General features: G+C 68.7%; 11 protein-coding genes. 10 read left to right on the top strand and 1 reads right to left on the bottom strand.

What is annotated here, in order from left to right; translation table 11 throughout:
• Window positions 1-19 precede the first annotated feature (19 nt).
• Window positions 20-997 (top strand): NAD(P)/FAD-dependent oxidoreductase, encoded by a 978-nt coding sequence (locus N2K99_RS14340; protein WP_227932900.1) that lies wholly within the window; start codon window positions 20-22, stop codon window positions 995-997.
• 7 nt (window positions 998-1004) lie between these two features.
• Here the strand turns inward: N2K99_RS14340 and N2K99_RS14335 are convergent, their stop codons facing one another.
• A complete protein-coding gene (locus N2K99_RS14335) occupies window positions 1005-2051 on the bottom strand; it encodes an NAD-dependent epimerase/dehydratase family protein (protein ID WP_227932901.1) in 1047 nt (348 codons plus the stop codon).
• Between the two features lie 127 nt (window positions 2052-2178).
• Between N2K99_RS14335 and N2K99_RS14330 the strand changes: the two genes are divergently transcribed.
• The 9 genes from N2K99_RS14330 (at window position 2179) to N2K99_RS14290 (ending at window position 12117) form a co-directional block, all read left to right on the top strand.
• Window positions 2179-3237, top strand: coding sequence for a glutathione S-transferase family protein (locus tag N2K99_RS14330; protein WP_227919306.1), 1059 nt, complete (start codon window positions 2179-2181; stop codon window positions 3235-3237).
• A gap of 104 nt (window positions 3238-3341) precedes the next feature.
• On the top strand, window positions 3342-4481 hold the full coding sequence (locus N2K99_RS14325) for an iron ABC transporter permease (RefSeq protein ID WP_227932902.1): 1140 nt from the start codon (window positions 3342-3344) through the stop codon (window positions 4479-4481).
• Window positions 4478-5551, top strand: a complete 1074-nt coding sequence (locus N2K99_RS14320) for a FecCD family ABC transporter permease (protein WP_374200023.1) — start codon at window positions 4478-4480, stop codon at window positions 5549-5551. The genes N2K99_RS14325 and N2K99_RS14320 overlap by 4 nt, the downstream gene beginning before the upstream one ends.
• Before the next feature lies 1 nt (window position 5552).
• The gene (locus tag N2K99_RS14315; RefSeq protein WP_227919300.1) at window positions 5553-6458 is read left to right on the top strand and encodes an ABC transporter ATP-binding protein; all 906 of its coding nucleotides are present in this window, start codon (window positions 5553-5555) and stop codon (window positions 6456-6458) included.
• 101 nt (window positions 6459-6559) lie between these two features.
• Window positions 6560-7561, top strand: a complete 1002-nt coding sequence (locus N2K99_RS14310) for a siderophore-interacting protein (protein WP_227920904.1) — start codon at window positions 6560-6562, stop codon at window positions 7559-7561.
• A gap of 71 nt (window positions 7562-7632) precedes the next feature.
• A complete protein-coding gene (locus N2K99_RS14305) occupies window positions 7633-8661 on the top strand; it encodes an iron-siderophore ABC transporter substrate-binding protein (RefSeq protein ID WP_227932903.1) in 1029 nt (342 codons plus the stop codon).
• The gene (locus N2K99_RS14300; protein WP_227932904.1) at window positions 8645-9748 is read left to right on the top strand and encodes an iron ABC transporter permease; all 1104 of its coding nucleotides are present in this window, start codon (window positions 8645-8647) and stop codon (window positions 9746-9748) included. The genes N2K99_RS14305 and N2K99_RS14300 overlap by 17 nt, the downstream gene beginning before the upstream one ends.
• Window positions 9745-10809: an iron chelate uptake ABC transporter family permease subunit gene (locus N2K99_RS14295; protein ID WP_227932905.1), complete on the top strand. Its 1065-nt coding sequence runs from the start codon at window positions 9745-9747 to the stop codon at window positions 10807-10809. The genes N2K99_RS14300 and N2K99_RS14295 overlap by 4 nt, the downstream gene beginning before the upstream one ends.
• 309 nt (window positions 10810-11118) lie before the next feature.
• Window positions 11119-12117 carry a M23 family metallopeptidase gene (locus N2K99_RS14290; protein WP_227932906.1) on the top strand — a complete coding sequence of 333 codons (999 nt, stop codon included), beginning with the start codon at window positions 11119-11121 and terminating at the stop codon, window positions 12115-12117.
• The last annotated feature ends 1 nt before the right edge of the window (window position 12118 follow it).

The following is a 12118-nucleotide window of genomic DNA, read 5'->3' as shown; positions in this document are numbered from 1 at the left end:
GATCCTGTAAAAAGTAGCTATGACCAGTCCTGAATCTTCCCCTCCTGTTCCCGAGTACGACGTGGTGATCGTGGGCGGCGGCATAGCCGGCCTCACCGCTGCGCTGGTCCTGGGGCGGGCTCGCCGCCGGGTGGCGGTGCTCGACGCCGGGTCCCCGCGCAACGCGCCTGCCGGCCATGTGCATGGTTTCCCCACACGTGACGGCATGCCGCCGGCCGAACTGCTTGAGCTCGCCCGCACCGAGGTCCGCGGCTACGGAGTGGAACTGGCGGAGGCCACGGTGGCCGCTGTGGAACCCTCCGGCACGGTCAGGACCGGCGACGGCGGCGAGTTCCGCGGCCGGCAGCTGATCCTTGCCACCGGGCTGCGGGACGTCCTGCCGGACATCGAGGGCCTCCGCTCCCGCTGGGGCCGCGACGTGCTGCAGTGCCCCTACTGCCACGGCTACGAAACAATCGACAAAAAGCTGGCCGTGCTGGGAACCGGGGAAACCTCCATCCAGCAGGCACAGCTGGTCCGCAGTTTCTCGGAGCATGTGGTGCTGGTGCTGCACGAGGACATTTCCCTCAGTGAAGAGGACGCGTCCGGCCTTGCCGCCATGGGGATCCGGGTGGTGGAGGGCACTGTGGCGGAGCTGAGCGTCGAGAACGATGCCTTGGCGGCCCTGGTGCTGGCCGACGGGCAGACCGTTCCCTGCGAAGCGCTGTTCCTGGAGCCTGACGCCGAGATGGACACCGGGCTGACCGAGCATCTGGACGTGGACGACGACGGCTGCATTGTCACCGACGAAATGGGACGCACCAGCCAGGAGCGGATCTGGGCCGTGGGCAATGCCACCGATCCGTCCGCCCAGGTGGTCGCCGCCGCCGGCGACGCGTACCGGCTGGCAGTGGTGGTCAACGCCAAGCTGCTCGAAGAGGATCTCGGGCTGGCGGTCGCCGCCGCACGCCCGGCAGCAGGCATGGTGGAAACAGCGGACCTGCGCGAAGCGGTCTAGGTGCCGGCTAGCGGCGCACCCGGCTGCGGGGTGCCAGCAGCGGAGAGCCGGCCACACCGTCGCCGGCGCTCATCCCGTCCAGCACGAACTGCAGGGATTCCAGCGAGGTGCGCCGCGGCTGCCAGCCCAGCTCTTCGCGCGCCCGGGCGGTGTCCATTACCGGCACACCGGCGGCCAAGTCGATCCAGCCCGGATCCGAGGCCTGCAGGTGCGCCGCCCAGGTCAGGCCGACGACGGCGCGCACCAGCTTCACCGGCACGTTCAGGACCCGCTTGGCGCCCAGCACCCCGGCCAGGAGCTCGGGCGTGATGACCGGATCGGCGGCAATGTTGAAGGCGCCCTCCGCGCGCTGGTCCACCACGCGCCAGTAGGCGTCGGCCATGTCATCGGCGTGGACCGCCTGGAAAACAAACTCGCTGGGCAGGGGGATCAACGGCAAGCGGAGCTTGTTGAGGATGAACTTGGGGATCACCCGGCCCACAAAGTAGACGCCGACCTCGCTTCCGGCGTCGGAGGAGAAGACCAGCCCCTGCCGCAGCCGGGCCACGGCGATCTCCGGGTACTCCAGTTCGAACCGGTCCAGGAGCGCTTCCTGCTCGCCCTTGTGCCTGCTGTAGTGCGAACTGGCGATGCCGCGCGCCGGCCAGGATTCATCCGTCAGCCGGTCCTTCGGAGCCGGGCTGTACGCACCCACAGAGGAGGCGCAGACAAACTGCCGGACCCCCGCGGCGGCCGCCGCGGCCAGCGCATTTTCCGTACCCTTGACGTTGACCCGGTGCAGCTCGGCTTCGTCACGGTTGGGCTGGATCAGCCAGGCAAGGTGGATGACCGCATCGGACCCGCGGAGCGCCTCGGCCAACTTGTCCACGTTGGCGGCGTCGCCGACGTCGATGCTGTGCCACTCGACGTCGTTGTACGGAGGCAGCGAGGTATCCGGAATCCGGCGGGCAATCCCCACCACCTCCAGATCGCCGCGTTCGCTGCGGGCGTCGGCAAGCCGGCGCAGGATCGCCGTTCCAACGTTTCCGGTTGCTCCGATAACCGCTACTCGCATGGTCCAGTTCCTTCCGTTGAACTGCTGCCGGCGTTGGATTCGACTCTACCGCCGCGCCCGTTTTCCGGCAGCCCCGAAGGCAGCGGCAGGCCCCCGCGGCCGGGCGCAACGCGTTAGTCTGTTGGGCATGACATCACAGGGATCAGCCCCGGCGGACAGCTCCGCGCATAGCACCAAAGGCGCCTATGTCACCGGCGGCACCGAATACACGCGGGACACGAACTACATCGAAACCCGAATCACCCGAGATGGCCGGGACGGCTACCCGGTGGAGGCCGGACGCTACCGGCTGGTCGCAGCCCGCGCCTGCCCGTGGGCCAACCGGACCATCATTGTCCGGCGGCTGCTGGGCCTGGAGGATGCCATCTCGCTGGGCCTGCCCGGGCCCACCCATGACGCCCGCAGCTGGACCTTCGACCTGGATCCGGACGGACGGGACCCGGTGCTGGGCATTGAACGGCTGCAGGAGGCCTTCTTCCGCCGCGTCCCCGGCTATCAGCGCGGGATTACCGTCCCGGCGATCGTGGACGTTCCCACCGGTGCCGTGGTGACCAACAACTTCCCGCAGATCACCCTGGACTTCTCCACCGAGTGGAAGGAGTTCCACCGCGAGGGTGCTCCGGACCTGCTGCCGGCCGAGCATCTGGCGGAAATGGAACAGGTCAATAAACGGATCTTCACCGAGGTGAACAACGGGGTGTACCGGTGTGGATTCGCCGGCTCGCAGGAGGCCTACAACGCGGCCTATGACCGTCTGTGGGCTGCGATGGACTGGCTGGAGGACCGGCTTTCGACGCAGCGCTACCTGGTGGGGGACACCATCACCGAGGCGGACGTCCGGCTGTTCACCACCCTGGTGCGCTTCGATCCCGTCTATCACGGGCACTTCAAATGCAACCGGAACAAGCTGACCGAGATGCCCGCCCTGTGGGGGTACGCGCGGGACCTGTTCCAGACACCCGGCTTCGGGGACACCGTGGACTTCGAGCAGATCAAGGCGCACTACTACATCGTCCACGAGGACATTAACCCCACCGGGATTGTGCCCAAAGGTCCGGACCTGTCCAACTGGCTTTCGGAGCACGGCCGCGAGGAGCTGGGAGGCCGGCCCTTCGGCGACGGAACCCCACCCGGACCGGTGCGGAAATCGGAACGGGTTGCCCCCGGACACGGCGCCGACAACTAACCAGCGGCAGGCGTCCTAATACGCAACATAAACGTTTCTTAAAGGCAGTAACCATAGGCTAGCCTTACTTAAGAAATTGCCTGTTGCTCTAGGGAGGTGCCTACGTGAGCGTTGCCGCACGCCCGTCAGGCGTTCCCCGCCAGCGCGGCTCCCGCGTGCACCTCACCGAAGCGGCTTCCTCCGCGGGCAAGACCACCGGTCCCGGCACTGAACCTGCCGTTTCCCGGCCGGAATCCGCCGGAAACCGAGGATCCGGACGACGTTTCGGCCTGCTCCTCCTGACCCTTGCGTTCCTTGCCGTGGCATGTGCCGCGTCCGTGGCCATCGGCGCCCGGCCGGTTGCCCCCGGCACCGTCTGGGAGGCCTTTACCGCCTTCGACCCGGCCAACGGAGACCATGCGGTGGTCCACTCCCGCGTTCCGCGGACGGTCCTGGGCCTGGTCACCGGCGCCGCGCTCGGCCTGGCCGGTGCGGCCATGCAGGGCGTGGCCCGTAATCCGCTGGCAGACCCCGGCATCCTGGGTGTCAACGCCGGTGCGGCGTTCGCGGTGGTGCTGGGCATCTACATCTTCGGCGTCACCAACCTCAACGGCTACATCTGGTTTGCCTTAGCCGGCGCTGCGGGAGCCGCCGTCGTCGTTTATCTGGTGGCGAGCCTCGGCCGGGAAGGCGCCACGCCCGTCAAACTGGCCCTGGCCGGCGCAGCGCTCAGCGCCGGATTGATGTCCCTGCTCAGCGCCGTGCTGGTCTCCAGCCAGCAGACCCTGGATACCTTTCGCTTCTGGCAGGTGGGCAGCGTGTCCGGACGGAACTGGGACACCATCGTCGCGGTGCTGCCGTTCCTGGCGGCAGGTGCCCTGATTTCCGTCTTCGCCGGCCGGGCCCTGAACGGCCTGAGCCTGGGCGACGACGTTGCCCGCGGGCTCGGCCAGCGCGTGGGACTCACACGGGGGATCACGGCGCTGGGGGTGGTGCTGCTGTGCGGTGCTGCCACTGCAGCCGCCGGACCCATCGCGTTCATCGGCCTGGTCATCCCGCACGTGGTGCGCAGTTTCACCGGCCCGGATTACCGCTGGATTCTGCCCTTCTCCATGCTCCTCGCCCCGGCACTGCTGGTCACCGCCGACGTGGTGGGCCGGGTCCTGCTGCCGCCGGGGGAAATCCCCGTCGGGGTCACTACCGCAGTGATCGGCGCGCCGGTCTTCATCTGGCTCGTGCGGCGCCGGAAGCTGGCCGAACTGTGAGCGCCGCCGTCGAGACTCCCCGCGGCCCCCGCACCGCACCCGCCGGCGCGGCAGAAGCGGTTCGGGCTGCCCGGCGACAAGGACGACGACGCCGGGTGCTGGTGCCGTCGCTGCTGGCCGCCGCGGTGTTCGTGCTGTTCGCGGTCTACGTCCTGCTGGGCACCTATACCTTCACCATCCCGGATTTCTTCCGGATCCTGTTCGGGGAGCAGATCCCCGGTGCAACCTACATCCTGATGGAGAGCAAGCTTCCCCGGGCAGTCATCGGCACCTTGATCGGGGTGGGGTTCGGGATAGCCGGGGCGGTATTCCAGACCCTGCTGCGCAACCCCCTGGCCAGCCCCGACATCATCGGCATCAGCTACGGCGCCAGTGCCAGCGCGGTGAGCGCAATCGTGCTGTTCGGCGCCGCCGGGACCACGGTGTCCGTCGTCGCGCTGGTGGGAGCGCTGGTGGTGGCCCTGGCCATCTACCTGCTTTCCCGCCGCGGCGGTGCGGCGGGTTACCGGCTGGTGCTGGTGGGCATCGGCTTCGCCGCCGTGATGCAGGCACTGGTGAGTTTCCTGCTGACCCGGACGGATATCCGCACCGCCTCCGAGGCGCTCGTGTGGCTGAACGGTTCCCTGAACAACAGCAGCTGGGACCGTGCAGCGGTCCTGGCCGCCTTCCTGCTGGTGCTGCTTCCCGCTGCGGCCGTGCTCTCCCGCAGCCTGCGCGGACTGGAACTCGGTGACGACGCCGCTGCCGGCCTCGGTATCCGCGTCGAATCGGCACGGCTGGCCCTGATCATCGTCGGCGTAGGCCTGGCCGCCGTCGCCACCGCGGCAGCCGGCCCGGTGGCCTTCATCGCGTTCCTCTCCGGACCCATCGCCCGCCGGCTGATGGGCGGGGAGGGCACTCTGCTCACCGCCGGACTGGTCGGCGCCTGCATCGTCCTGGCAGCAGACTTCGTCGGTGCCAACCTCATCCCCGGCGTCACCCTGCCCGTGGGCGTGGTGACCGGTGCCCTCGGGGCCCCTTTTCTTCTGTGGCTGCTGGTCACGTCAAACCGCGTAGGCCAAGGAGGCTGACATGGAGAACCTGCTTTCCGCTGAAAAGCTGGAGCTCGGATACGACGAGCGCAAAGTGGTGGACTCGCTTTCGCTCACCCTCCCCGCCGGAAAAATCACGATCATCGTCGGTGCCAATGCCTGCGGAAAGTCCACCCTGCTGCGGGGCCTGGCCCGGCTGCTGAAGCCCACCGCCGGCACCGTCTACCTGAACGGCAAGGATATCTCCGCCGTGCCCAGCCGGCAGGTGGCGCGCACGCTCGGACTGCTTCCGCAGACACCCACCGCCCCCGAGGGGATCACGGTGGCGGATCTGGTGGGCCGCGGCCGCTACCCCCACCAGGGCTGGTTCCGGCAGTGGACCTCCGCCGACGACGACGCGGTGGCCGCCGCGCTGGCCGCCACCGACACGGTGGACCTGGCCGGACGCAGCGTGGATGAGCTTTCCGGCGGCCAGCGCCAGCGGGTCTGGATTGCCATGGCCCTGGCACAGGAAACGGACATCCTGCTGCTGGACGAACCCACCACCTTCCTGGACGTCACCCACCAGATCGAAGTCCTGGACCTGATTACCGACCTCAACCGGCGGGCCGGCACCACCGTGGCCATCGTGCTGCACGATTTGAACCTGGCCGCCCGTTACGCGGACCACCTGGTGGCCATGAAGGACGGGAAGATTGCCGCAGAAGGCGCCCCGGCCGACGTCGTGACCGAGGAACTGGTGGGCGCCGTCTTCGGGCTGGCCTCCCGCGTTATCCCGGACCCGGTCTCCGGCACGCCGATGGTCGTCCCGCTGGGCCGCCACCACAGCGCCGAACCGGAACCGGAACCGGAACCGGAACCGGAAAAACCACAGGGCTACCTGCCCAATCCGGGGGACGGCCAGCGCCGGTCCGGCATCAACGAGCCCATGGAGGCCGCATCATGACGCACGTCCGCTCCGCCAACGGGGCAACTGCGGCTTCCGCCGCAACCGCCGCAACCGTTCCGGCCCGCCACGGCCGCCGTGCCCGCAGCGCCGGCGCCGTGATGTCCTTCGACGTTGAGGTCAAACGGATTGCCCGGGTGGGCACCAACTTCCAGCGAGTCACCTTCGCCGGCCCCTGCCTGGCCGACTTCGGCGTGCAGGGACTGACCCACGATCTGCGGATCAAGGTGATTGTGCCCTGCGTCGACGCGGACGGCACTTCCCTGCCGCTGCCGGACCTCTCCACGCTCGACGCCGGCTGGTACCAGGACTGGCTGAAGCTGGATCCGGCCACCCGCGGCTGCATGCGAACCTACACCGTCCGCGATGCCCGCTGCTCCGGGTCCGAACCGGAGATCGACGTCGACTTCGTGATGCACTTCGACGAGGACGGCAAGGGCGGACCGGCTTCCAGCTGGGCGGCTTCCGCGGAACCGGGGGACCGGGTCTGCATCATTGGACCGAACGTTGCCCAGTGCGTCACCGCCGAGTCCTACGGCGGCATCGAATGGCGTCCCGGCATGGCCCGGCACGTGCTGCTCGCCGGGGATGAAACCGCCGTACCGGCCATCACCGCGATCCTGGAGTCGCTGCCCGAAGACGTCACCGGCCACGCCCTGATGGAAATTCCGTCCAGCGGCGACCGCCAGGAGGTCAGCACCAACTCCGGCGTGCAGATGATCTGGCTGGCCCGCGGTTCCCGGCCGCACGGCGAACTGCTCGACGCCGCGGTGCGGCAGGTCGTGGCACTGCCGGGCTGGGCATCGGTGGAGACGGCCGACGGCGCACCGTTCCGCCCCAGCCCCACCCTGCGGGAACCCGAGGAAGTCAACGTGGACGAGGCCATCCTGTGGGAAACCCCGCAGCGGCTGGATCCCGCCGTGGTGGAAGCCTCGCGGAATCCGCACGCCCCGTCCGGCGCCCTTCCCTTCTATGCCTGGATCGCCGGCGAGGCCGCCGTGGTGCGCGGACTGCGCCGCTACCTGGTGCGCGACGTCGGGATCGACCGCAAGCAGGTGGCCTTTATGGGCTACTGGCGCAAGGGCCGAGCCGAACTTTCCTAGCGAATCCGCACCTGATTTTTTATTAGACGGGCCTGCCATACGGCGGGCCCGTCCTCCTGAGAGGAAGAACCATGAAAAGAACTCCGATTGCCGCTGCGCTGGCGGTCCCTGCGGTCCTGCTGGCCCTGAGCGGCTGCGGTGCAGACGCGGGGGACAGCCCGGAGGCCGGGGCAAGCACTGCAGGGTCGGAGCACTTTCCGGTAACCATCGACTCCGCCCTGGGGCAGGCCGTGGTTGAGGAAAAGCCCGAACGCGTGGTCACCATCGGCTGGGGCTCCGCGGACACCGCCGTCGCGCTGGGCACCACGCCGGTGGGCGTCGAAGAAGTCACCTGGGGCAACGACGAACACGGCAACTACCCGTGGGTCAGCGAAGCCATCGAGGAACGCGGCGACGATTTCCCGACCACCTTCACCGGGGGACAGGACATTGACATTGATGCCATTGTTGCCTTGGAACCGGACCTGATCCTGGCCCCGAACTCCGGCATCACCCAGGAGGACTTCGACATCCTCAACGATCTCGCTCCCACAGTGGCCTACCCGGAGCAGGCCTGGAACATCAGCTGGGATGACCAGATTGCGCTCATCGGCAAGGCCCTTGGCGAACCGGAGGCAGCACAGGATGCAGTTGACGGCATCGGGCAGTCCCTGGCGGACAGCGCGGCCGAGCATCCCGAGTTTGCCGGAAAGACCTTCGCCTACGTCTGGGGCGGCGGCGCCCCGGGCTCCCTGGTGCTTTACAACGAGGGTGACGCACGCGTGGATATCCTCACCGCGCTGGGCATGACCGTGGCCCCCGAGGTGCAGGACATTCCCTCGAGCGAGGGAAGCTTCACCTCGGACCTGGGGCTGGAGAACGCCGGCAAGCTGAACGACGTCGACGTGCTGTTCACCTGGTACAACGACGAAGCGGAGCAGCAGCGCACCGAAGAGCAGCGGCTTTTCGCGCAGATCCCCGCGGTTGAACGCGACTCCGTGGTGCGCAGCCTGGACCGCCAGGTCGGCATGGCCTCCAGCTTCCTGACACCGTTGAGCGTTCCGTGGGTCCTGGATCGGTTCGAGCCGATGATTGAAGAAGCAGTTGCCAAGGTCGACTAATTCGACGCCTGGCTTGGTTCCGGCGCAGGCCGGAAACCCGGGAGCGGCCGGTGCAGGTGCACCGGCCGCTCCGCGGCGTCCGCTGCTGGGCGCCGGGCGCGGGACGGCACTGCTGGCCGCAGGGCTGGGTATGCTGTTCCTCGCCGTCATCACCAGCCTCGCCGTCGGCGCCCACCAGCTGAGCCCGGCGGAGGTCGCGGCGTCGCTGTGGACGGAAATCAGCGGCACCGGCAGCACCTATGCCGATGACGTGGTGGCCAGCCGGATGCCGCGGACCGTCCTGGGCATGGTGGCCGGCGCCGCCCTGGCCGTGGCCGGGGTAATCATGCAGGGCCTGACCCGCAATCCGCTCGCGGATCCGGGCATCCTGGGCGTCAACGCGGGAGCCGCAGCCGCCATGGTCACGGGAATGGCGTTCTTCGGCCTCGGCGCCACGAGCGCGAATGTCTGGGTAGCCCTGCCCGGTGCCCTGCTCACCGTGCTGGTGGTGTACGGCCTCGCCTCCGGCCGGCGCGGTTCGACGCCGGTCCGGCTGGTCCTGGCCGGCACCGTGATCTCCGCGGTGCTGCTCTCCTATATCCAAGCCATTGCCCTGACCCGCCCGGATGTGTTCACCATGTACCGGTTCTGGGCAGTGGGGTCCCTGAGCGGACGGACCATGGAGCAGGCCTATGACGTCCTGCCGTTCTTCCTGGTGGGACTGGTCGCCGCCCTCGCCACCGGGCGGACCCTGAACGCCCTGGCACTGGGCGAGGAAGCCGCGGCATCGCTCGGCCTGCGGCCGCAGACCGCCAAGGTCACCGGCGCGCTGGCCGCCGCTCTCCTGTGCGCCTCGGCGACCGCCGCCGTCGGGCCCATCGGCTTTGTCGGCCTCGCAGTGCCGCACATCGTGCGCAGCTTTACCGGCCCGGACCACCGCTGGCTGCTGGTCCTGAGCGCGATTCTCGGGCCTGCCCTGCTCCTGTTTGCGGACGTTGCAGGCCGCCTCGTGGCGCAGCCCGGGGAAATGCTCACCGGCGTCATCACCGCCCTGCTGGGCGCACCGCTGCTGATCCTGGCCGTCCGCCGGATGCGGGCGGTGGCATGAGCGGCGTCCGCACCGTGCCCGGGAACCGCGTGCCGGGAACCCGCACCGTCCGCCTGGGCAAGCGCTTGAGCTTCCAGTACCGCAGGCGCAGCCTCCTGATCTGCCTCCTCCTGACCGTCGCACTGATCCTGGCGGGAGCATTCACGCTGACCGCCGGGGAGCTGGGGCTGACCTGGCGTGAGTTGTTCGGACTTGCCGTCTCGCCGCCGGAGGGAAGCGCTTCCTTTGTACTCGAACGGCTGCGCGGGCCGCGGTTCCTGACCGCAGTGGGCGCGGGTATCGCGTTCGGTGTGGCCGGCTCCCTCTTCCAGACGGTTACCCGCAACCCGCTGGGCAGCCCGGAGGTGGTTGGGTTGACCAGCGGTGCGGCTGCCGGAGCCGCCGCAACCACGCTTTGGCCGGGCTACCTGCCGGTGCCCGTCGCCGCGATCCTGGGTGGTGCCGTGGCTGTGGGACTGGTCTGGCTCAGCACCGGCCGCGGGTTCGCGCGGCCCGGGAAACTGATTGTGGCCGGCATCGGCATTTCCGCCGTAGCAACCGCCTTGACCTCGCTGGCAATGACGACCGTGGGGGAGCAGCAGGCGCAGACGCTGGCGTTCTACCTCAACGGGTCCCTGGCTTCCCGGTCCTGGTCCCATGTGGCCACGATCGCCGTCGCCCTCGTCCTCGCACTGCCCGCCGCGGCCGCGCTGCAGCGGCAGTTGAACCTGGTGTCCCTCGGCGATGACATAGCCGCCGGGCTCGGCGTCCGGGTGGTGCGTACCCGTACGATCGCCATCCTCCTCGCGGTGGTGTTGGCTGCCGCGGCTGTCAGCGTGTGCGGGCCCGTGGCGTTCGTGGCCCTGGTTGCCCCGCAGATCGCGCTGCGCCTGCTCGGGGTTTCCTCACCCGGTGTTGCTGCACCGGCGCTGGTGGGCGCGCTGGTACTGACGCTGTCCGACTTCACCGTGCAGCAGATCGACGTCGGCGCAGCCCTGCCCGTGGGCATCTTCACTGCGGCCCTGGGCAGCCTCTATCTGGGGTACCTCTTGTTCGGGGAAGCACGAAAGGGCGTGCTCTGAGCACGTGCCCTGAGCCGGACCGACCGTGGGCCCGGGTGTTGGCGAGACCTCTGACACGGGGGTGCCGGACATGGGTCACCGGGTGTGTTGGGATTGGCCACAAAAGGGAGACCGGCGGCCTGCCGGTTTCTAGAATTAAAACCGGGCCGGATTGCCAGGCGGAGGACCGGGATGGTCCCGCAGATACGTTCCAGTCCGGCTTCAGCGCTCCAGGGAACCCGGTGAAGGCTGCCCGGGCCCGGAACGCAACGGACGGCAGAAAGTCCGGATCACGGAAGAGTCCTTGACCAACGCACACTGAGGTGATTGTTGACCGAGCACTTTTTAGACTCCGCACATTCAAAGAACTCCGATTCCTCTTCGGCCCTGCTCCGCGCACCCGCCAATATCCGGGACCGGACCCTGGCGGGGAGCCCGACGGGAGAACAGGCTCCCGAACGGAATCCCCTTGACCTCCGGATCTCCGCCGAAAGCGTGCGGGCCCGCGTGAAGGACCTGCGCACCCAGGCCGGAACGCTCCGTACCCGGGCTGAAGACCTGAGCGGCCGTGCGGCCAGGGAAGCGGGTGCCCGGGCAAAGGAACTGGGGGCCCACGCCAAAGGGCTGGGCGAACGGGCTCGAAACTGGATCCAGGAGAACGATGCCCCCAACCGGCGGACCGGCGCGCTGTCCATCGCCGCCGCCGTCGCTATCGGCGGGCTCGTCACCGGGACGGCCGAATCAGCCGAACCGGACCTGCGGATTGAACGCCAGGTTGTGGTGTCCGAGCTGCCCACAGTCCACGGCGGGGACGGCGGGGACGGCACGGACGGCGGTGCTCCCGCAGCGGAGGCTCCCGAACCGGCACCTGCGGCGGAACCGGCTGCAGCGGAACCGGCCCCCGAGCCTGCTCCGGAACCGGTTGCCGAACCGGACCCGGGACCTGTCCCTCCAGTGGACGACATGGTGGTCACGTCTCCGTTCGGCTACCGGGACAACCCGCTCGCCCCGGGCGCCCTGGAATTCCACACCGGAACGGACTTCGGCGCGGTGACCGGAACCCCGGTGAAGGCCATGCTCGGCGGCACCGTCACGGAAGCCGGCTGGCATACCACCGGCGGCGGCGGGCTGCGCGTGGTTGTTGACCACGGTGACGGACTGCAGACCACCTACAACCACCTCAACAGCATTGACGTGAGTGTGGGGCAGGCCGTGGACGCCGGCGCAGTGGTGGGTGGAGTCGGCAGCACCGGCAACTCCACCGGGCCGCATCTGCACTTCGAAGTGCTGCGCCACGGGGACTACGAAGACCCGATGGGCTGGCTGTAAC

This window comes from Arthrobacter sp. zg-Y1110 (assembly GCF_025244865.1).
GTDB lineage: Bacteria > Actinomycetota > Actinomycetes > Actinomycetales > Micrococcaceae > Arthrobacter_B.
Note: the sequence above shows the minus strand (reverse complement) of the source record. Positions and strands in the feature narration are given on the sequence as shown.

What these genes read in the sequence shown, in the direction of transcription:
- N2K99_RS14340 (WP_227932900.1), top strand. Translation starts at nt 20, where the DNA reads ATGACCAGTCCTGAATCTTCCCCTCCTGTTCCCGAGTACGACGTGGTG.
- N2K99_RS14335 (WP_227932901.1), bottom strand. Translation starts at nt 2,051, where the DNA reads ATGCGAGTAGCGGTTATCGGAGCAACCGGAAACGTTGGAACGGCGATC.
- N2K99_RS14330 (WP_227919306.1), top strand. Translation starts at nt 2,179, where the DNA reads ATGACATCACAGGGATCAGCCCCGGCGGACAGCTCCGCGCATAGCACC.
- N2K99_RS14315 (WP_227919300.1), top strand. Translation starts at nt 5,553, where the DNA reads ATGGAGAACCTGCTTTCCGCTGAAAAGCTGGAGCTCGGATACGACGAG.
- N2K99_RS14310 (WP_227920904.1), top strand. Translation starts at nt 6,560, where the DNA reads ATGTCCTTCGACGTTGAGGTCAAACGGATTGCCCGGGTGGGCACCAAC.
- N2K99_RS14305 (WP_227932903.1), top strand. Translation starts at nt 7,633, where the DNA reads ATGAAAAGAACTCCGATTGCCGCTGCGCTGGCGGTCCCTGCGGTCCTG.
- N2K99_RS14295 (WP_227932905.1), top strand. Translation starts at nt 9,745, where the DNA reads ATGAGCGGCGTCCGCACCGTGCCCGGGAACCGCGTGCCGGGAACCCGC.